Here is a 17,510-nt window from a genome sequence, read left to right as displayed (position 1 = left end):
CGGCAGGCGCGGACACGCCGGCAGGCGCAGGCACACCGGCAGGCGCGGACACGCCGGTAGGCTCAGGCACGTAGGCAGGCGCGTCGGCGGGCGCAGTGGCCGGCAGCCGCTCAGGAAACCGCGAAGTGGTCCTCCACCAGCGCCCGCACCACGTCCAGGTCCCCGGCGATCAGCGCGTCCAGCAGGGCGGTGTGCTCGTGGGCGTCGGCCACCAGGTCGGCGCGTCCGCGCACCGCGGGGAGGCCGACCAGCGGCCACTGGGAGCGGCGGTGCAGGTCCGCGGCGATCCGGACCAGCTGGTCGTTGCCGGCCAGGGCGAGCACCGCGCCGTGGAAGGCGCGGTCGGCCTCGGCGTAGCCGGCCCGGCATCCGGCGGAGGCGGCGCGGACGGTCGCCTCGGCGAAGGGGCGCAGCTCCGCCCAGCGCGCGGCGGGCACCGTACGGGCCAGGCGCAGCACCACCGGCACCTCGATCAGCGCCCGGACCTCGGCCAGCTCGGCCAGTTCCCGGCCGCTGCGTTCCAGGACGCGGAAACCCCGGTTGGGGACGACCTCGACGGCGCCCTCCAGCGCGAGCTGCTGCATCGCCTCCCGCACGGGGGTCGCCGACACGCCGAACCGCTCGCCGAGCGCCGGGGCCGAGTAGACCTCGCCGGGCCGCAGGTCGCCCGCCACCAGCGCGGTGCGCAGGGCGTCGAGGATCTGCCCGCGCACGGAGGTCCGCTGGATGAGGGGCCGGGTCCGGGGGGCGGGCGGTTCGCTGTGCGTGTGCTCGCCGCGCACGGGCCCGGCTGCGTCGGCCCGGCTCCGCTCCGTGTCCGCGGCGCCCGGCTGGGGCGGCACCCGCAGCCGCCCCGGCGGGCGCGCCGCGGCGTCGTCCGGGGCGGCGGATCCCTGGATGCCCTGCTTCACGGGTTCCTCCTCCGGACGGGTCGGTGCGACGGGCCGACGTGTGGGCGGGACGGCGTGGGGTCACTCGTCCGTCGAGCACGATAAGCGCAGTGGCGGTCGGTTCACATCTCAACGATCTCGGGATAAGGTAAGGCTTACCTTCAATCAGCCCGCCCGTTGTGACGTGATCGGTGGTCCCGTATGCCCGTGCCCCGCTCGGCCGTCGCGGACGCGTACGCCCGTCTGACCGAGGTCTTCCCCGGACTGGCCGTCACCGAGCTCGGCCCGGGCGAACCGGCGCCGCAGGGCGGCGGATGGATCGCCGCCGCCTCGCTCGCCCAGGACGGTGCCGGTCTGGCCGAGTTCCTGGCGTGGGACGACGCACAGGTGCTGCGCGACTACGGGCTCCGGGCGCGCCCGGACGTGGTGGCGAGCTTCGGGCTGCACCGGTACGCCTGGCCGGCCTGCCTGCTGATCACCGTGCCGTGGTTCCTGCACCGCCGGGTGCCCCGCTACCCCGTGACGCACGTCTCGTTCGACCGCACCGCTCCCGGTCTGTCCGTCGGCCGGATGGCCGTACGCCCGGAGGGCTTCGCCTGCCTGCCCGGCGATCCGGCCGCCGCGCTGCCCGGCGCCCGCGTGGTCGCCGGCGAGGAGGCGCTGCGCGCCGAGGTCCGGGCCGCGGTCGCCGAGCACCTGGAGCCGGTGCTGGGCGGTTTCGGGCCGCGCATGCGGCGGCGCGGGCGCGCGCTGTGGGGCATGGCGACCGACGAGATCGTCGAGGGCCTGTGGTACGTCGCCCATCTGCTCGGCGAGGAGGAGCGGGCGCGGCACGAGCTGGAGCTGCTGCTGCCGGGCGCGACCCGGCCGTACGTCGGCGCGGCGGCGTTCCGTGAGCTGACCGGTCCGGACGGGGAGCCCGTGCGCACCCGGGACCGGGCGAGCTGCTGCATGTTCTACACGGTGCGCCCCGAGGACACCTGCGCCACCTGCCCGCGCACCTGTGACGCGGACCGCGTCCGCAAGCCGGCCGCCGTCGCCCGCTGACCCTCCGGGCGCCCTCCCGCCCCGGCGCCGGCCGGGGTCATCCGCGTGGGGACCCCCATACGGCCGTACTCGGTCCACAGCCGTCCCACGAATCACCGGAAGCATTCGCGGAACCACCCTTACCGGCGCTCTCATTCGAACTCGATTCGCTCTGATCAAGCGCCAGTTCGAAAAGAATCTCGCCTCGAACGTCCCTCCCGCACTTCGTTGGCGGCCTCTTGCCGTGAAACCCCCTGAGGGTCACCGGCTTTGGGCCACCATGACGGGCGTCACGCCCTATCGCACGGCAAGGGACCCAGATGAGACTGACCGACATATCGCTGAACTGGCTGCTTCCGGGCGCCGTCCTGCTCCTGGGCATGCTGGCGGCGGTTGCGGTGCTCGCGCGCGGCAGGCGCGCCTCGGGCAAACACGCGAGCGCGGACGACTCGTGGGAGCGCGCCGAGGAGCGCCGCAGACGCAAGGAGGCCGTCTACGGCACCGCCTCCTACGTCCTGCTGTTCTGCTGCGCCGCGGTCGCGGCGGCGCTCTCCTTCCACGGCCTGGTCGGCTTCGGCGAGCAGAACCTCGGGCTGTCCGGCGGCTGGCAGTACCTGGTTCCGTTCGGGCTGGACGGGGCGGCGATGTTCTGCTCCGTGCTCGCGGTGCGCGAGGCCAGCCACGGTGACGCGGCGCTCGGCTCCCGGATACTGGTGTGGACGTTCGCGCTGGCGGCGGCCTGGTTCAACTGGGTGCACGCGCCGCGGGGCGTGGGCCACGCGGGAGCCCCGCACTTCTTCGCGGGCATGTCCCTGTCGGCGGCGGTTCTGTTCGACCGCGCACTGAAGCAGACCCGCCGGGCCGCGCTGCGCGAGCAGGGCCTGGTGCCGCGCCCGCTGCCGCAGATCCGCATCGTCCGCTGGCTGCGGGCTCCCCGGGAGACCTACCGGGCCTGGTCGCTCATGCTCCTGGAGGGGGTGCGCAGCCTGGACGAGGCGGTCGAGGAGGTGCGCGAGGACCGGCGGCAGAAGGAGGAGGCCCGGCAGCGGCGCCGCGAGCAGCAGCGCCTGGAGCGGGCGCACCTGAAGGCGATCAGCCGGGGCCACCGGGGGCTTCCCGGGCGCGGCGACGGGCCGCAGGTCGAGATCGAGGTGCAGGCGGTGGAGCGGGGCGCGGACCGGGCCTCCGCGGAGCCCGCCATATCCGGGCCGACCGCGCCCTCCACGGCCTCCTCACCGGAGCGGCTGCCCCGGCGCGCGCGTCCCTCCCTGCAGCCGGCGCGCGGCGGGACCGACCGCCCGGTCACCGTCGATCTCACCGCTGAGGACGACACCCAGGCCCTGCCGCGGCTGGACTCCCTGGAACGCAAACTCAAAGACCTGGAGCAGCAGTTCGGCTGACCGGCGGATGGGACCGGTGAGGCCGGCCGGCCTCGTGCCGCGGATACGGCTTCCCCGAGAAAGGGGGCGTGACCTCGGGTCACGCCCCCTTCGGCATTCACGCCCCTTCGGCATTCACGCCCCTTTGGCGTTCACATGGCCGCAGGCCGTCACGCCGCCTCGGCGTCCAGTTCGAACCAGACCGACTTGCCCACCCCGTGCGCCCGTACGCCCCACGCGTCCGCGAGGGACTCCAGCAGCACCAGTCCCCTGCCGTGCGTGGCGTCACCGGGACCGGGGACACACGGCTGCCGGGGCCGCCGGGCCGTGAAGTCCCGTACCTCCACCCGCAGGCCGCGCGGCCCGACGGTGGCCGTCAGGACGGCGTCGTCGTCGGTGTGGACGAGCGCGTTGGTGACGAGTTCGCTGGTCAGCAGCTCCGCGATCTCCGACCGTCCGGGTCTGCCCCAGTGCCGCAGCAGCTCGCGCAGCGCCCTGCGCGCCTCGGGCACGGCCCGCAGGTCCGCCCGCCCGAGTCTGCGCCTGAGCTGGGTCGCCGCTCCCCGGGTGACACCGGTCCGCTGCTCCGCCGTGCCGTGTGCCGAGGGGGTGCCGACCGTCGCGGGGCCGCCCCCTCCCGCCTGCCTCTTCATGCCCCCGCCCGCGTACCGATGTCGGTTCCCCTCCTGCCCGAACACGTTCACGAGGATCCTTGCCCGATCGGAGGCGAGGCAGTCCTGCCGGGCCGCCGGTGACGAAGTTGGCCGAACTCCGCCCCTTGCCACAGCGGCGCGAGGGGCGGCGGGTGGCTGGTGACGGGCAAGGAGCAGTACACCTACGCCTGCACACCCTGGGAGACTTCACCACCGGTCGCTTTACCCCTACCGGCCCAGTTCCGCGACAACGACCCCACGCCCTGGTGCCCCGACTACCGAGAGCGCTGAGCTCCCCTTCCCGATCAGCGCAGGATGTTCCGGTGTCTCAGGGGCACGCCGGGATCGTCATGACCTCGTAACCGCGCTTCCCCCGAACACATTTGATCAGGCAGGCTCAAGATCGAACAAGGACACAGCCCGGCCGGCCGACCGACCGACTGCGCATGCAACGGGGGAACCACATCATGTTTCACAACCACCGCCGCAAGGCCGTCCTCACCGCCGCCGCCCTGATGGCCACGGCCACTCTGCTCACGGCCTGCCAGGGAGGCGCGGACGAGAGCGACAAGTCGAGCGGTTCGGCGTCGTCGTCGACCGCGGCCTCGAACGCGAAGGACAAGGCCGGCAATGCCGGTTCGGGCTCCGCGGACGGCGCGGAGAACAAGGCCGCCAATACCGGTTCGGGCTCCGCGGACGGCGCGGAGTCGCAAGCCGGCAGCGGCTCGAAGGGCACGTCCCAGGGCAAGGGCGTGAGCGGCACCTGGTTCGGCACCGTCTCCTACCTGGCGCCCGGCAAGTACACCGTCTCCGACCTGAAGGACACCAAGCAGGCGTTCTTCACCTCGACCGACACCGACATCCAAGGTGCCGGCGACATCTGCGGCGACGCCGAAGGCCAGGCCGCCACGCCTTGCTCCGAGCAGGAGCTCGAGGCCGCGGCCAAGAAGGGCGTCTCCGCCACAGTGAAGATCGAGAACGGCACGGCCGTCAGCATCGTCGAGGACCACTCCAGCAGCGGCAGCGGCGGCGACTCGGACACCGGCAAGCCGAGTGGCCTGCGCTCCGGGGAACTCGGCTACCTGGCCCCGGGCAAGTACTCCCTGCGCGACGGCGACGGGAACACCATCTCCTTCTACAGCGCCACCGCCACGACCATCAACGGCAACGGCTGGATCTGCGGCGAGGCCGGGGGCGAGATGAAACGCTGCACCGAGGGTGAGCTCGAGGCGGCGGCGAAGAAGGGCGGCGTGCGGGTCGCCGTCATGCTCGACAACGGCGCCGCCATCACCATCGACGAAGAGCACAACTAGGCCGTGTCTTCAAATGATCTTGAGTGGTGGATCATGATTGGGTGATACGTCGCCATGAGCTGTCCGATGCTGAGTGGGAGTTCGTCCGGCCGTTGCTGCCCGAGTCCTTGCGAGGGCGGAAGCGGTTGGACGACCGCACCGTGCTCAACGGGATCGTGTGGAAGTTCCGGACCGGCACCGCTTGGCGGGATGTGCCCGAGCGGTACGGTCCGTGGCACACGCTCCACACCTGCTTCCGCCGCTGGGCCCTGGACGGCACCTTCGAGCGGATGCTCCGTGCCGCCCAGGCGCGGGCGGACGCGGCCGGGAACATCGACTGGCTGGTGTCGGTCGACTCCACCGTCGTCCGCGCCCACCAGCACGCCGCCGGGGCCCGAAAAGAGGGCTCCGCATCCCCGGCCTCGGACGCTCCCGAGGCGGACTGACCAGCAAGATTCACCTGGCCTGCGACGCCGTTGGTCGCCCGCTCGCCTTCACGGTCACGGGCGGGAACACCAACGACTGCACGCAGTTCACCGCCGTGCTGGAGCAGATCCGCGTGCCCCGCATCGGCCCGGGACGGCCCCGTGTGCGGCCCGACCATGTCCTGGGCGACAAGGGCTACAGCTCCAGGGCCATCCGGACCTGGCTGCGACGCCGGGGCATCAGCCACACCATCCCCGAGCGGGCCGACCAGGTCCGCAACCGGCTCCGGCGCGGCAGCCGTGGCGGGCGCCCGCCGGTCTTCGACAAGCAGCTCTACAAGCGGCGCAACGTCGTCGAACGGTGCTTCAACCGCCTCAAGCAGTGGCGCGGCATCGCTGCCCGCTACGACAAGACCGCCGAGTCCTACCAAGCAGCCGTCACCCTCGCATCGCTGCTGATGTGGGCGTGACATTTGAAGACAGCCCCTAGCTTGATCTTTAACGTGCGCCGTCGAACGATGCGTCGTACTTGATCACTCGGTTCGGTATCCGCCGTACACGGAAGCGGCCTTCGTCTGAACATGTGCTCCAGCCAAGGAACACACACGTCCAGTACGAAGGCCGTGAGGATGAGTCTGCTGCATCACAATGTCCGGCAGGAGCCGCTGGCCGAACTGTCACGCTTCCGGGGCGAGTTCTATTCCTGTCTCACAGCTCGTTCGGATGCTCTGTTCGAGCTGGCCGACGCGGTTCTGTGCGGTGACGGGCCGGTGAGATCGCTGGCCGAGCTGTCGCTGGTGGGCGAACACCGCCGTGGGCACGGAGGGCTCTACGCCGCCGTCTCAAAGGGCCGGGTCGACGCGGACCGGATGCGGCAGGCCCTGGCCGCGGTGCCGCTGCCGCGGGCGGCCGATGGCCGGCTGGTCCTGGCCGTCGATGTCACCTGCTGGCTGCGGCCCGACGCCCACACCTCACCACAGCGGATCCTGTGTCACACCTACGGCCGCGGCAAAGATCAGCACATCCCCGTCCCCGGCTGGCCCTACTCCATCGTCTGCGCGCTGGAGCCCGGCCGCAGCTCGTGGACCGCACCGCTGGACGCACTGCGCCTGGCACCTGGGGACGACACCGCCACCGTCACCGCCCGGCAGCTGCGTGAACTGGTCGAGCGGCTGATCACCGCAGGGCAGTGGCAGGCCGGCGACCCGGACGTCCTCGTCATCGCGGACGCCGGATACGACGCACCGCGCCTGGCCCACCTCCTGCGGGATCTGCCGGTGCAGGTGCTGGCCCGGATGCGCTCGGACCGTGTCCTGCGCAGGGCCGCACCACCCAGGCAGCCTCACACCACGGGACGGCCGCCCCGGCACGGCGGCGAGTTCGTCTTCGGGCAGCCCGACACCTGGGGCACCCCGGACACCCACACTGTCACCGACACGCGCCTCTACGGCACCGCCACCTCCCGGTCCTGGGACCGGCTCCACCCCAAGCTCACCCACCGTTCGTCCTGGGCCGCGGCCGACGGCACCCTCCCGATCGTCGAGGGGACGGTGATCCGCCTGGACATCGAGCATCTGCCCAGCGGAGCCACCCCGAAGCCGGTCTGGCTGTGGTGGTCGGGCATCGGCGTCACCGCAGCGGACAGCGACCGGCTCTGGCAGGCATACCTGCGTCGTTTCGACATCGAGCACACCTTCCGTCTGTTCAAGCAGACTCTCGGCTGGACCTGTCCAAAGATCCGTACCCCCGAAGCGGCCGACCGCTGGACCTGGCTGATCCTCGCCGCCTACACCCAACTACGACTGGCCCGGCCACTCGCAGCCGACCGGCATCGCCCATGGGAGAGGCCCGTCTCCACAGACAGGCTGACCCCGGCACGTGTCCGCCGCGACTTCCGGCACATCCGCCCGAAGGCCGCCTGCCCGGCCGGGGCACCGAAACCCACGCGCCCCGGGCCTGGACGACCTCCCGGCCGAAAGAACACCCGGCCCACCCCACGACACGACGTCCACACACCCCGCAAGACGGGCACCACCACGTCCCGGAGCAAGAAGTCGACCAACCCACGCCCTCGCCGCACAGGTTAAAGATCAAGCTAGGGGCGCGGGATGTTGCGCAGGTTGGAGCGGGCCATCTGGAGCATGCGGCCGACCCCTCCGTCCAGGACGATCTTCGAGGCGGACAGGGCGAAACCGGTGACCATGTCGGCGCTGATCTTCGGCGGGATGGACAGGGCGTTGGGGTCGGTGACGACGTCGACGAGGGCCGGCCCCTTGTGCCGGAAGGCGTCCTTGAGCGCCCCGGCGAGCTGCTTGGGCTTCTCGACGCGCACGCCGTAGGCGCCGCATGCCTCGGCGACGGCGGCGAAGTCGGGGTTCTTGTTGGCGGTGCCGTGAGAGGGCAGCCCGGCGACCATCATCTCCAGCTCCACCATCCCGAGGGAGGAGTTGTCGAAGAGGACGACCTTCACCGGCAGGTCGTACTGGACGAGGGTGAGGAAGTCGCCCATCAGCATGGAGAACCCGCCGTCGCCGGAGAGGGTGACGACCTGCCGCCGCCGGTCGGTGAGCTGGGCGCCGATCGCCATGGGCAGCGCGTTGGCCATCGAGCCGTGCGAGAACGAGCCGATGATGCGGCGGCGCCCGTTGGGCGTGAGGTAGCGCGCGGCCCACACGTTGCACATCCCGGTGTCGACGGTGAACACCGCGTCGTCGTCGGCCGTCTCGTCCAGCACCGCCGCCACGTACTCGGGGTGGAGGGGGACGTGTTTGTCGACCTTCTTCGTGTACGCCTTGACGACCCCCTCCAGCGCGTCCGCGTGTTTCTTCAGCATCTTGTCCAGGAAGCGCCGGCTCTTCTTGGCCTTCACCCGCGGGGTCAGACAGCGCAGGGTCTCCTTCACGTCGCCCCACACCGCGAGGTCCAGCCGGGAGCGGCGGCCCAGGTGCTCGGGCCGGATGTCGACCTGGGCGATCTTCACGTCGTCGGGCAGGAAGGCGTTGTACGGGAAGTCCGTGCCGAGCAGGATCAGCAGGTCGCACTCGTGGGTGGCCTCGTAGGCGGCGCCGTAACCGAGCAGCCCGCTCATCCCGACGTCGAACGGGTTGTCGTACTGGATCCACTCCTTCCCGCGCAGCGCGTGCCCCACCGGCGACTTGATCTTCTCCGCGAACTCCATGACCTCGGCGTGCGCGCCCGCGGTGCCGCTGCCGCAGAACAGGGTGACCTTGTCGGCGTCGTCGATCAGCCGCACCAGCCGGTCGATCTCGTCGTCCCCCGGGCGGACGGTGGGCCGGGAGGTGACCAGGGCGGTGTCGGCGGCCCGCTCCGGGGCGGGCTCGCCCGCGATGTCGCCGGGGAGACAGACGACGCTCACGCCGCGCCGGCCGACGGCCTGCTGGACGGCGGTCCGCAGCACCCGCGGCATCTGCTGCGGATTGGAGATCATTTCGCAGTAGTGGCTGCACTCGGTGAACAGCCGGTCGGGGTGGGTCTCCTGGAAGTAGCCGAGGCCGATCTCGCTGGAGGGGATGTGCGAGGCGAGGGCGAGGACGGGGGCCATGGAGCGGTGGGCGTCGTACAGGCCGTTGATGAGGTGGAGGTTGCCGGGTCCGCAGGAGCCGGCGCACGCGGTCAGCTCGCCGGTGATCTGCGCCTCCGCGCCGGCGGCGAAGGCGGCGGCCTCCTCGTGCCGCACGTGCACCCAGTCGATGCCGGCGTGGCGGCGCACGGCGTCCACGACGGGGTTGAGGCTGTCGCCGACGACGCCGTACAGGCGCCGGACTCCGGCGCGGGCGAGGATGTCGACGAACTGTTCCGCGACGTTCTGTCTGGCCATGGCTGTGGTGTGCCCTTCGGTCCGCTGGGTCCTCGGGTTGCTCCGGGTTGCTCCGGGGTGCTCCGGGTTTCTCTGGGGCCCCTGAGGTCCCTTGGGTCCCCTGGGCTCCCTGGGTCCCATGAATCCACAGCAAGCGCCGTCACGCCTCCCACACGGCGGCGGCCGTACGGTCGTCGGCGTACCCCTTCACCCTGACCCGGGCATCGGCGTGGAACGCGGCGAGGCCCGGCGCGGTGGGACCGGACCAGCGCCGCGCGAGGTGTTCGCGCAGTTCTTCCTCGCCGCGCAGCGGCTCGGCCAGACCGGCGGTGCACATCAGGAGCACATCACCCGGGCGGGCGACGGAGACGCGGAAGCGGAAGGGCTCGCGGGGCGGTCCGGCGGACTCCCCGTACGGGCCGGGCGGCGGGGTGACGCCCAGGTCCAGGGTGACCCGGTCGCCCTCGGGAGCCCGCTCCGGCAGCGGGCCGAATCCGATGCCGGGGGTGCCAGGGGTGCCAGGGGTGTCAGGGGCGCCGGAGGTGCCGGGCGATCCGGGGACATTGGCGATATCAGCGACATCAGCGATATCGGTGGCATCGGCGGCATGGGGTTCCATGTCCTGCCACGCGCCGTCCCGCAGCCGGAACAGCCCGCCCGCTCCGACGCCGAAGAACACGCGCGTACGGCAGTCGGGGTCGCCGGGCAGGAGCAGGCAGCGCAGGGTGGCCGCGTACGCGTCGGGGGCGAGGCCCTGTTCGGTGGCGCCGGCGCGGAGCCTGCCGAGGCTGCGGTCGGTGAGGCGGTGCAGGCCGGACTTCAGGTCGCCGCGCCGGGCGGCTTGGAGGTCCGTCAGCAGCCGCGGGTGGCTGCGGCCGACGGCCCGGCCGATCCAGCGGCAGAGCTCGGCGGCGGCCCGGTGCGCCCCGGGGGTGGCGCGGGCCCCGGTGGCCATCGCCACCAGGATCAGCGTCCGGTCGCCCGCGCCGAAGCGGGCGGTGAGCAGTGCGTCGCGGCGCCGCTCGCCGCGGAACCGGGGGGAGTCCCCGCGCAGGGAGACGGCCCGCAGGGTGCAGGTCCCGTAGTGGGCGCCGTCCAGCACGGTGTCCGGGACCAGGTCGTCCAGGCTGTCGGGGTCGGCGGACGGCAGCGCGGTGGGTTCGGGGTCGTAGGTGGGCGGACCGGAGCCGACGTGGTCGCGGGGCGGGGGCGCGGCCGGTGCGGCGGGAGGGGGGCCGCTCGGGGCGCCGGGGGTGCCATGCCGGGCGGAGAGCGGCTCGGGCGCGGGGGGAGTCGGGGCCGGGGCCTCGGGCGGGGACGCGGGAGGGGACGAGGGAGAAGGCGAGGGAGAAGGGGACAGGGAACGGAGCGGGAACGAGGGCGGAGGCGGCGGTGGGGGCGGTGGCGCGGATGGGGACGGGGACGGGGACGGAGGCGGCGGTGGGGGCGGTGGCGCGGATGGGGACGGAGGCGGTGGCGGGGGCGGTGGCGCGGATGGGGACGGGAGCGGTGGCGCGAGTGGGGACGGGGGCACGGGTGGGGTTGCCGGTGGGGATGCGGGTGGGGCGGGCGGCCTGCGGGAGGCCGGGAGGTCCGCGGGCGGGGTCTGCGCGGGGCCCGGCTCGGCCGGCCGGCGGGGCCCCGGTCCGGTACCGGGCGGGAAGACGACGGGGCCGGTGGGTATGGCGGGCGGGGGTTCCCAGGGGGCACGCGGGGGCGGCGGACCGGCGCGGTGCGCGGCGTCCTCGGGGTCGCCGACGCGTCGGTCCCCGGCGCGGGGCGCGGGGACGCCGTCCGCGGTGCCCGGCGGCCGGGCGGCGGCGTCCGGCATGAGGGGATCGGCGGGGGCGCGCGAGCCTGCGTACCGGCCCGCGCCGTCCGCCGATGGCGCGTCCGACGGTGGCCCGTCCGCCGGTGGCCCGTCCGCCGATGGCGCGTCCGACGGTGGCCTGTCCGACGGTGGCCTGTCCGCCGGTGGCGCGTCCGCCTCCCCCACCGTCTCGGCCGCCGAGGTGAACCGGTCGTCCAGGGAATCGGCCGCGGCCGTGGGGCCGGTGTCGCCGATGGAGTCGTCGTACAACTGCCCCCACCAGTCGTCCTCGTGACCGGTGGGCCTTCCCCCCTGCTGGCTCATGCCCCTGATTGTCCACCGCGCGAGCCGTGGGAAAACGGGGCATCCGGAAATTGCGCCGGACCGCGACCGGCGGGACCACCGGGGCGGGTGAGGCACCGAACGGCCATACGGCCATACGGCGATGCAGTCATACGGCGATGCGGCGATGCGGCGAGGGTCGCCGGGCGGCTCCACCCCCCACGGAAGAACCGCCCGGCGACGCCGGAGCGGCCCGGTGCCCCGGACCCTGGGCGGGCTCGGCGGACGGACGTCGGGGCCGCGGCGCCCCCACCTTGGCAGAGGGACGGGCGGTACGGCGATGATGTGCGCAGGCGGGTTTGCGCCGTGGCCGTTTTCCGCCACGGGCGGCGGGGCGAGCCGGGTTCGGTCGGGTTCAGGGAGGGGCGGCGCTTGATGCTGGGAGTGCTGGGGCTGGACGAGACGCACGAGGCGGCGTACCGGACGCTGGTGTCCGTGGGCGCCGCCGACGTGCCCGATCTCGCGCGGCGGCTGGCGCTCGGTGAGCAGGCCACCGAGCGCGCCCTGCGCCGGCTGGAACGGCAGGGACTCGCGGCCCAGTCCTCGGCACGGCCCGGCCGCTGGGTCGCCGCGCCGCCGGGTGTGGCGCTGGGCGCGCTGCTCACCCGGCAGCGGCACGAGCTGGAGAAGGCGGAGCTGGCGGCGGCGCTGCTGGCGGAGGAGTACCGGGCGGCGGCGGCCGAGCCCGCGGTGCACGACCTGGTCGAGGTGGTGACCGGCGCGGCGGCGGTCGCCCAGCGTTTCCTCCAGCTCCAGCTCGGGGCGAGCGAGGAGGTGTGCGCGCTGGTCACCGGCCATCCGATGGCCGTCTCCGGCACGGAGAACGACGCCGAGGAGCAGGCGGCCGGGCGCGGGGTGCGCTACCGGGTCGTGGTCGAGCGGGCGGTGCTGGACCTGCCGGACGGGATCACCGAGCTGACGGCCGCGCTCGGCCGCGGCGAGCAGGTGCGGGTGGTGGACCGGGTGCCGACCAAGCTGGTGGTCGCCGACCGGTCGCTGGCCCTGGTACCGCTCACCGCGCGCAGCGCGGAGCCCGCCGCGCTGGTCGTCCACGCCAGCGGGCTGCTGGAGCTGCTGCGCGGCCTGTTCGAGTCGGTGTGGCGGGACGCGCTGCCGCTGCGGCTCGGCGCGTCCGGGGTGACCGAGCGGGAACCGGACGGCCCCGACCCCACCGACCTGGAGATCCTGTCCCTGCTCCTCGCCGGCCTGACCGACGCGAGCGTCGCCAAACAGCTCGACCTGGGGCTGCGGACCGTACAGCGCCGGGTGAAGCGGCTGATGGAGCTGACCGGGGTGACGACCCGGCTGCAGCTGGGCTGGCACGCGTACGAGCGGGGCTGGGTGGCCCGGGAGCGCTGACCGCCGCGTCCGGGACCCGCGCGCCGTGCCGGTTCTGCGGGCGCCGCCGTCCTCCTGCACTCTGGTGGGATGGGAGTGGTGGAACTCCTGCTGGCCGGCCTGGTCATCCTGCTCGGGCTGTGCGGAGTGCTGCTGCCCGGAGTGCCCGGCTCGTGGCTGGTGTGGGCCGGTGTCCTGTGGTGGGCGCTCACGGACCCCCGCCCGGTGGCGTGGAGCGTGCTGGTGGGGGCCACCGTCGTCCTGCTGCTCTCCCAGGCGGTGCGCTGGGCCCTGCCGCCCCGGCGGCTGCGCGCGAGCGGCGCCACCCGCCGGCTGGCGGTGTTCGCGGGCGCCGGGGCCTTCCTCGGGTTCGTCCTGATCCCGGTGGTGGGGGCGATCCCCGGCTTCATGGGCGGCATCTACCTCGCCGAACGGCTGCGGCTCGGCCGGCACGGCGAGGCGGTGGCGTCGCTGCGCACGGCGATGCGCTCGGGTGGCTCCAGCGTGCTGGCGGAACTGTTCGCCTGTCTGCTGGTGGCGGCCGCGTGGCTGGGGGCGGTCATCGCGGGCTGACCCCGGCGGGAACCTCCGCCCGGCCGAGTACACCCTCCAGCGTCAGCAGCCGCGTCTTGCACGCGAGCCCGCCCGCGTACCCCGTCAGGGAGCCGTTGGCGCCGATCACCCGGTGGCAGGGCCGGACGATGAGCAGGGGGTTGGCGCCGATCGCGCCGCCGACCGCCCGGACCGCGGCCCGGGAGGCGCCGATCCGCGCGGCGATCTCGCCGTACGTCGTGGTCGTCCCGTACGGCACGGTGTCCAGGGCGTCCCACACGCGCGTGCGGAAGGCGGTGCCCTCGGCGCGCAGCGGCAGCCGGAACTCCGTGAGCTCCCCGGCGAAGTAGGCGGCGAGCTGCTCGGCGGCGGCGCGGAAGGGCCCGGGGTCGCGCCGCCAGTCCTCCTGGACGGTGCGCCCGCCCTTCTGGCCGGGGACCGACAGGGAGGTGAGCGCCCCGTCCGGGCCGGCGGTGAGCAGGAGCCGCCCGACGGGGCTGTCGAGTGCGGTCCAGTAGGTGACGCCGGCCTCGGGGATGCCGGTCTCGGGGATGCCGGCCTCGGTGACACCGGCCTCGTCGATGCCGGCCTCGGAGATGATGGTCTCGGTGGACGCGGTGTCGATGGTCACGGGAACTCCCACTCTCCTGCCACGCACAGGTGGCGCAGGGCGTACGAGCGCCAGGGGCGCCAGGTGTCGGGGACGTCCGCGCCGGGCGGGGCCACGTCCGGGTCGCCGAGGGCGCGGACGCGGATGACGGCGGCCGTACGGGTGTCCAGGCCCGGCAGGGCGAGCAGGGCCCGGTGGGCGTCGTCCCGGTCGGCCCCGGGGTCCAGGCGTACGGTGCCGTCGGCGAGGGCGGCGGTGAGCGCGCCCAGGGGGCCGTCGGGCTCGGCGGCGGCGAGGGTGGCCGGTTCGGGGAAGACGTGGGTGAGGCTGCCGCAGGGGGCGTCCAGCCGTTTGCCGTACCGCTGGACCAGCCGCGCGGCCTCCGCGCTCCCCACCAGCGCCCGCACCGCGAGTTCCTCGGGGTCGACGGCGCCGGGTGAACGCAGCCCGGGGCGGGCGGCGACCAGCGGGGCGAGCCGGGGGTCGGCGCCGAGCCGCTCGTCGACGGCGTACGGGTCGGAGTCGAGGTCGAACAGCCGCCGCAGCCGCTGGACGGCGGTGGTCAGGTCGCGGTGGTCGGTGAGGTGCAGCCGGGCGTCGAGCCAGCCGCCGGGGTGGGCGCCCCGCGGGGCGGTCCGCGCGGCGCCCGGGCGTTCGTGGACGGTGGCGATCGCGGTGCCGTGCGGGAGGCGGAGGGTGCGCCGGTAAACGCGGCGGCCCGGTGTGCCGGTCACCTCCTCGATGCCGGCGACGGCTTCCCGCTGGAGCAGGTCGAAGACGGGGCCCGCCTGGTAGGGGCCGCGGTGGGCGAGCCGCAGCGGGATGCCGACGGCCGGGGCCGGCGTGCGGCGGGCCGCCCGGCCGTTCCCGGGCGCGGCGGCGCGCAGCTCGCTGGGGGTCGCCGCGTACACGGCGCGGACGGTGTCGTTGAACTGCCGCACGCTGGCGAACCCCGCCGCGAACGCGATCTCGGTGACGGGCAGGCCGGTGGTCTGGAGCAGGACGCGCGCGGTGTGCGCCCGCTGGGCGCGGGCCAGGGCGACCGGCCCGGCGCCCAGCTCGGCGGTGAGCTGCCGCTGCACCTGCCGGGCGCTGTAGCCGAGGCGGGCGGCGAGCCCGGCGACGCCCTCGCGGTCGACGACGCCGTCACCGATCAGCCGCATGGCCCGGCCCACGACGTCGGCGCGCGCGTTCCACTCCGCGGAGCCCGGCACGGCGTCCGGACGGCACCGCCGGCAGGCCCGGAACCCGGAGCCCTGCGCGGCGGCGGCCGTCGCGAAGAACCGCACGTTGTGCCGTTTCGGCGTGACCGCCGGGCAGCTGGGCCGGCAGTAGATGCCGGTCGTCTCGACGGCGAAGAAGAACGCCCCGTCGAACCGGGCGTCCCGGCTGCGCACCGCCTCGTACCTGGTGTCCTCGTCCATCACGCTGTCCAGTCTCCGCCCTCCCGGTGGTCCGGGCTGGCGGAAATCGGACATGACGATGACCACGGTGGCGACGATGACGCCGCGCGAGGCCGGCCGGGTGGCCTCCCCTACCGCAGACGTCCGCGCTTGGCCTCCATCGCCGCCCTGCCCTGGGCGCCCCGGCGCTTCCACTCCTTGCGGATCTCGGCGCGGAGCCGGGCGTCGGTCTTGGCGACGATGCGCTGGTTCTCCCGCAGCAGCTTGCGGTAGCTCTCCAGCCGCCGTCCGGACAGCTCCCCGGCGTCGAGGGCGGCGCGGACCGCGCAGCCGGGCTCGCTCTCGTGCGCGCAGTCGTGGAAGCGGCACTCGGCGGCCAGTTCCTCGATCTCCGCGAACACCTGGCCGACGCCGTCGCCCGCGTCCCACAGCCCGACCCCGCGCAGCCCGGGCGTGTCGATCAGCACTCCCCCGCCGGGCAGGAGGAGCAGGTTGCGGGTGGTCGTGGTGTGGCGTCCCTTGCCGTCCACGTCCCGGGTGGCCCGGACGTCCATGACGTCCTCGCCGAGCAGCGCGTTGGCGAGGGTGGACTTGCCGGCGCCGGACTGCCCGAGCAGCACGGCCGTGCCGCCGGAGACGACGGCGGACAGGGCGTCGAGCCCTTCCGCGGACAGCGAGCTGACGGGCAGCACCGGCACGCCCGGGGCGGCCGTCTCGACGTCCTGGACGAGGTGCGCCAGCGTCACCGGGTCCGGCACGAGGTCGGCCTTGGTGAGCACGACCACGGGCTGCGCCCCGGACTCCCAGGCGAGGGCGAGGAAGCGTTCGACGCGGGCGAGGTCGAGTTCGACGGCCAGCGACACGGCGACGATCGCGTGGTCGACGTTGGCCGCGAGGATCTGCCCCTCGGACCGCTTGGAGGAGGTGGAGCGCACGAACGCGGTACGGCGCGGCAGGTACGTCCGCACGTAGCGGGGGCTGCCGTCCGGGTCGACGGCGGCCCAGTCGCCGGTGCACACGACCCGCAGGGGGTCGTGGGGAGTGACGAACGCGGTGTCGGCGCGCACGACGCCTCCGGCGGTGACGACGTCGCACTGCCCGCGGTCGACCCGGAGGACCCGACCGGGCAGGAGGCCCTGCGCGGCGTACGGGGCGAACGCGGCCTCCCAGTCCGCGTCCCAGCCGTACGGGGTGAGCGGGTGCGAGGAGGACGAGCCGAGGAGAGAAGAAGAGGAGGAAGACGAGGAAGAGGAGGAAGACAAGGGGTGACCCTTCACATGGGTGGCCCCGGCACGCGCGTCACAGGCGCGGAAGGTGAGATGTCAGCCGGCGGCCACGGAGGTGGACGAGACGAACTTCCGGATGCGGGCAGCGCCCGTCACAGAGACAGCCATCGGTCGACACCTCCTCACATGCGCACGAACGGTCACGGCGGCTCGGGCCGCCTGCTTTTCGGAAGCGACCGTAGCCGACCGCCCCATGGTCGCTCCAGTGGTTTTTCCGGCCGGGTCCCGGAGGAAGCCCGGGGACCTGGGACCCGGGACCCGGGAGCCCGGTGGGCCACCGGGTGCCGTCACCCCGGGGCAGCCTCAGCCCGATCGATCGGGTCGGTCGGGTCGGATGAGCGGTCCGAGCGGATCGAGAAGGTGGCACCGGGGGCGGCGTAGTCGACGGGGCCGTCGAACCGGGCCGAGGCACGCGCCACCGCTTGCCCCGGGGTGAGGAAGCGGCCGACGTGCGTGACGATCAGCCGTCGCGCCCCGGCCGCGCGGGCCGTGTCACCGGCGTCCTCGGGCGTGTGGTGCACCTGTTCGCCGTCGGCCGGCGCCTGCGCGCTCTCGGCCTCGCACAGCAGCACGTCACATCCCTCGGCCAGCTCCGTGAGGTTCGTGCACGGCGCCGTGTCCCCGGAGTACACCAGCGACCCGCCCGCCGCCTCGATGCGCACGGCGAAGGCCGGGACGCGACGGCGC

General features: G+C 74.0%; 13 protein-coding genes and 2 pseudogenes. 7 read left to right on the top strand and 8 right to left on the bottom strand.

Annotated elements, in window-relative coordinates:
* Window positions 1-110 precede the first annotated feature (110 nt).
* Window positions 111-911, bottom strand: coding sequence for a GntR family transcriptional regulator (locus ABZ340_RS05335; protein WP_358780392.1), 801 nt, complete (start codon window positions 909-911; stop codon window positions 111-113).
* 180 nt (window positions 912-1,091) lie between these two features.
* Here ABZ340_RS05335 and ABZ340_RS05330 point away from each other — a divergent pair, with 180 nt between their 5' ends.
* Both ABZ340_RS05330 and ABZ340_RS05325 read left to right on the top strand, forming a co-directional pair.
* Window positions 1,092-1,937: a (2Fe-2S)-binding protein gene (locus tag ABZ340_RS05330; RefSeq protein ID WP_358780391.1), complete on the top strand. Its 846-nt coding sequence runs from the start codon at window positions 1,092-1,094 to the stop codon at window positions 1,935-1,937.
* A 299-nt stretch (window positions 1,938-2,236) separates the two neighbouring features.
* Complete coding sequence (locus ABZ340_RS05325) at window positions 2,237-3,316, top strand: DUF2637 domain-containing protein (RefSeq protein ID WP_358780390.1); 1,080 nt, start codon at window positions 2,237-2,239, stop codon at window positions 3,314-3,316.
* A gap of 149 nt (window positions 3,317-3,465) precedes the next feature.
* On the opposite strand, the gene ABZ340_RS05320 is transcribed toward ABZ340_RS05325, so the two are convergent.
* On the bottom strand, window positions 3,466-3,948 hold the full coding sequence (locus ABZ340_RS05320; RefSeq protein ID WP_358780389.1) for an ATP-binding protein: 483 nt from the start codon (window positions 3,946-3,948) through the stop codon (window positions 3,466-3,468).
* A 467-nt stretch (window positions 3,949-4,415) separates the two neighbouring features.
* On the opposite strand from ABZ340_RS05320, the gene ABZ340_RS05315 reads away from it, so the two are divergent.
* The 3 genes and pseudogenes from ABZ340_RS05315 to ABZ340_RS05305 all read left to right on the top strand — a co-directional run bounded on the left by ABZ340_RS05315 (window position 4,416) and on the right by ABZ340_RS05305 (window position 7,752).
* Window positions 4,416-5,261 (top strand): hypothetical protein, encoded by an 846-nt coding sequence (locus tag ABZ340_RS05315; RefSeq protein WP_358780388.1) that lies wholly within the window; start codon window positions 4,416-4,418, stop codon window positions 5,259-5,261.
* Between the two features lie 44 nt (window positions 5,262-5,305).
* A pseudogene (locus ABZ340_RS05310) lies at window positions 5,306-6,135 on the top strand (IS5 family transposase).
* A 159-nt stretch (window positions 6,136-6,294) separates the two neighbouring features.
* Window positions 6,295-7,752 carry an NF041680 family putative transposase gene (locus ABZ340_RS05305; RefSeq protein ID WP_358780387.1) on the top strand — a complete coding sequence of 486 codons (1,458 nt, stop codon included), beginning with the start codon at window positions 6,295-6,297 and terminating at the stop codon, window positions 7,750-7,752.
* 8 nt (window positions 7,753-7,760) lie between these two features.
* Here ABZ340_RS05305 and ABZ340_RS05300 read toward each other — a convergent pair whose 3' ends face one another.
* A complete protein-coding gene (locus tag ABZ340_RS05300) occupies window positions 7,761-9,503 on the bottom strand; it encodes a pyruvate dehydrogenase (RefSeq protein WP_358780386.1) in 1,743 nt (580 codons plus the stop codon).
* Between the two features lie 139 nt (window positions 9,504-9,642).
* Window positions 9,643-11,616 carry a protein phosphatase 2C domain-containing protein gene (locus tag ABZ340_RS05295; RefSeq protein WP_358780385.1) on the bottom strand — a complete coding sequence of 658 codons (1,974 nt, stop codon included), beginning with the start codon at window positions 11,614-11,616 and terminating at the stop codon, window positions 9,643-9,645.
* Window positions 11,617-12,009: 393 nt separating this feature from the next.
* Here ABZ340_RS05295 and ABZ340_RS05290 point away from each other — a divergent pair, with 393 nt between their 5' ends.
* Window positions 12,010-12,993: a winged helix-turn-helix transcriptional regulator gene (locus ABZ340_RS05290; protein WP_358780438.1), complete on the top strand. Its 984-nt coding sequence runs from the start codon at window positions 12,010-12,012 to the stop codon at window positions 12,991-12,993.
* A 69-nt stretch (window positions 12,994-13,062) separates the two neighbouring features.
* Window positions 13,063-13,545, top strand: a complete 483-nt coding sequence (locus ABZ340_RS05285; protein ID WP_358780384.1) for a DUF456 domain-containing protein — start codon at window positions 13,063-13,065, stop codon at window positions 13,543-13,545.
* Here ABZ340_RS05285 and ABZ340_RS05280 read toward each other — a convergent pair.
* The 4 genes and pseudogenes from ABZ340_RS05280 to ABZ340_RS05265 form a co-directional block, all read right to left on the bottom strand.
* Window positions 13,532-14,062, bottom strand: a complete 531-nt coding sequence (locus ABZ340_RS05280) for a methylated-DNA--[protein]-cysteine S-methyltransferase (protein ID WP_358780437.1) — start codon at window positions 14,060-14,062, stop codon at window positions 13,532-13,534. The two genes, ABZ340_RS05285 and ABZ340_RS05280, sit on opposite strands and share 14 nt — an antisense overlap.
* An 89-nt stretch (window positions 14,063-14,151) precedes the next feature.
* Window positions 14,152-15,558 (bottom strand): AlkA N-terminal domain-containing protein, encoded by a 1,407-nt coding sequence (locus tag ABZ340_RS05275; protein WP_358780436.1) that lies wholly within the window; start codon window positions 15,556-15,558, stop codon window positions 14,152-14,154.
* A gap of 110 nt (window positions 15,559-15,668) precedes the next feature.
* The gene (rsgA, locus tag ABZ340_RS05270; protein WP_358780383.1) at window positions 15,669-16,799 is read right to left on the bottom strand and encodes a ribosome small subunit-dependent GTPase A; all 1,131 of its coding nucleotides are present in this window, start codon (window positions 16,797-16,799) and stop codon (window positions 15,669-15,671) included.
* A 311-nt stretch (window positions 16,800-17,110) separates the two neighbouring features.
* Window positions 17,111-17,500, bottom strand: a pseudogene (locus tag ABZ340_RS05265) (MBL fold metallo-hydrolase); the annotation flags it as partial.
* Between the last annotated feature and the right edge of the window lie 10 nt (window positions 17,501-17,510).

The organism is Streptomyces sp. NPDC006134, assembly GCF_040628835.1.
Lineage (GTDB): Bacteria > Actinomycetota > Actinomycetes > Streptomycetales > Streptomycetaceae > Streptomyces.
Note: the sequence above shows the minus strand (reverse complement) of the source record. Positions and strands in the feature narration are given on the sequence as shown.

Excerpts from the sequence above, each read along its gene's own strand:
- ABZ340_RS05330 (WP_358780391.1), top strand. The coding sequence starts at position 1,092 with ATGCCCGTGCCCCGCTCGGCCGTCGCGGACGCGTACGCCCGTCTGACC.
- ABZ340_RS05325 (WP_358780390.1), top strand. The coding sequence starts at position 2,237 with ATGAGACTGACCGACATATCGCTGAACTGGCTGCTTCCGGGCGCCGTC.
- ABZ340_RS05320 (WP_358780389.1), bottom strand. The coding sequence starts at position 3,948 with ATGAAGAGGCAGGCGGGAGGGGGCGGCCCCGCGACGGTCGGCACCCCC.
- ABZ340_RS05315 (WP_358780388.1), top strand. The coding sequence starts at position 4,416 with ATGTTTCACAACCACCGCCGCAAGGCCGTCCTCACCGCCGCCGCCCTG.
- ABZ340_RS05305 (WP_358780387.1), top strand. The coding sequence starts at position 6,295 with ATGAGTCTGCTGCATCACAATGTCCGGCAGGAGCCGCTGGCCGAACTG.
- ABZ340_RS05300 (WP_358780386.1), bottom strand. The coding sequence starts at position 9,503 with ATGGCCAGACAGAACGTCGCGGAACAGTTCGTCGACATCCTCGCCCGC.
- ABZ340_RS05295 (WP_358780385.1), bottom strand. The coding sequence starts at position 11,616 with ATGAGCCAGCAGGGGGGAAGGCCCACCGGTCACGAGGACGACTGGTGG.
- ABZ340_RS05290 (WP_358780438.1), top strand. The coding sequence starts at position 12,010 with ATGCTGGGAGTGCTGGGGCTGGACGAGACGCACGAGGCGGCGTACCGG.
- ABZ340_RS05285 (WP_358780384.1), top strand. The coding sequence starts at position 13,063 with ATGGGAGTGGTGGAACTCCTGCTGGCCGGCCTGGTCATCCTGCTCGGG.
- ABZ340_RS05275 (WP_358780436.1), bottom strand. The coding sequence starts at position 15,558 with ATGGACGAGGACACCAGGTACGAGGCGGTGCGCAGCCGGGACGCCCGG.